At 38.6% G+C, this 1,704-nt stretch carries 1 protein-coding gene; it reads left to right on the top strand.

The genetic code is table 11. The annotated features are described in order from the left end of the window. The first annotated feature begins 137 nt into the window (after window positions 1-137). Window positions 138-617 (top strand): GNAT family N-acetyltransferase, encoded by a 480-nt coding sequence (locus tag L4D09_RS28710; RefSeq protein ID WP_428460945.1) that lies wholly within the window; start codon window positions 138-140, stop codon window positions 615-617. The last annotated feature ends 1,087 nt before the right edge of the window (window positions 618-1,704 follow it).

Genomic DNA, 1,704 nt, shown 5'->3' with positions numbered 1-1,704 from the left:
TAACAAAGCCATCAAAACGACCACCAACACTCGGCATTCTAGGTATGAGTTGGCTTTAGTGTTTTAGGTGGTTATATCAACATTATCGTAATACGTTGTGGCGTATTATGGCAGGCGTTATAAAACCAAGGAAGGTTATGCGATTAATTCCATTTGAAGTAAAAGATTCCTCGCTATTAGTAAGTTGGATTCCTAGTAGGGAGTCTAGTTTACTCTGGGGGGGAAGAGTTTATGATTGGCCTATTACTCCTATACAGATTGTTGAGCGACAGAAAAAACCTGAAGTCATGTCGTTTCTGATGGTTGATAATGCAGTGAAAATTGGCTTCATCGAAATATTAAAAGTAACAAATGAAGAGTATAGGCTTTGTCGTGTGATCATTTCTGAATCTGCTGGAAGAGGAAACGGTTACGGTAAAATACTTGTTCAATTAGCTATTTCTTATATTCGTGAGAACTTTATGGCGAAAGTGGTAACTTTGGCTGTTTTTGAAAAGAATGAGAGTGCACTTCACTGTTATAACTCTGTCGGTTTTAGACTTACATCAAGAGAAATCAATTCTCGGTTTTTCGACGGATGCTATTGGCCATTACTTAAGATGGAAATGGTTTTATAACAAAGCAATCAAGGTGATGCGTTACACTCGGCGGTTTTGGTCTGGAGTTCGGTGTGCTTTGATGGTTCGGTGGGGCACACCTTATCGCAGGCGTTATATGCCATTATTTCTTATAGTTTAGGTTTCATTGCCGCTGGTTGTTTTGTGGTTTCAATGTGGGTCGCAATGCAGTAAAAACCGTTCTGTGAATTGGTGCGGTTTGCCTCAGTTCCATGCCAATATTCATTGGTATAAATAGCCTTGTCTCTCTCAAATTCATGAGTCCGCACTGTTGAATTTTGTGTTGGTTCGTTATGATTTCAGTGTTTACTAAGTCGCTGAAATTACACTACCAAGTAAGGTTTCAATCGTTGGTAGGTTGGTGTTTACGGTTACAGTTAGCGTTGTGAATTTGAGGTTGTTTACCTGCTGCCTCGGTGGGGCGGCCAAGCCGCTTTAAGTTCAGCGTTCATATAACAAACTGTGTAAGTTGACCCTTAACACGTGGCATTTTCAGTATGAATTGGTTTATATGTTTACGGTGCAATGTTTGTGTTTAGGGGTGGGCAACTTCACAAGGGCGTTATATTTCCCATCAAATTCCAAGGAAGGAATACATGAAATTTTTTGTTTATATTACTCTCATCTTTAGTTGCTATCTTCAAGCGGAGTCATCGGTAATTACTGCTAAATAAAATGATAGTAGCAAATCTAAATGTACAATAATAAAAGATAAACTATGGAAAACTCGTTTTGACGCAGATGAAATATGCAAATATTCGAGTTCAAAGTGTATAAACAATTCAGAAGAAAATATTCTTGTCGTCTGCGATTCATCGAAAGTTAGTTTGTGTTATGAGGAGCGAAAATGGCTAAAGGGAGACGATTTTGTGATGCTTCCTTCGACAGCCACTGGTAAAGGAAATGCAACAAATTTTCAACGGCTTAACGGGGTGGATACAAAAAAGTTTTGTGTTTTTCACTAATGGAAATATAACAAACTGTGTAAGTTGACCCTTAACATTCGGCATTTTCAGTATGAATTAGTTTTTGTGATTACGGTGTAATCGTTGGGTTTTGGGACGGGCAACTTCACAAGGGCGTTATA

The organism is Photobacterium makurazakiensis (assembly GCF_050336715.1).
GTDB lineage: Bacteria > Pseudomonadota > Gammaproteobacteria > Enterobacterales > Vibrionaceae > Photobacterium > Photobacterium makurazakiensis.
This window is presented reverse-complemented; position numbering and strand designations above follow the sequence as displayed.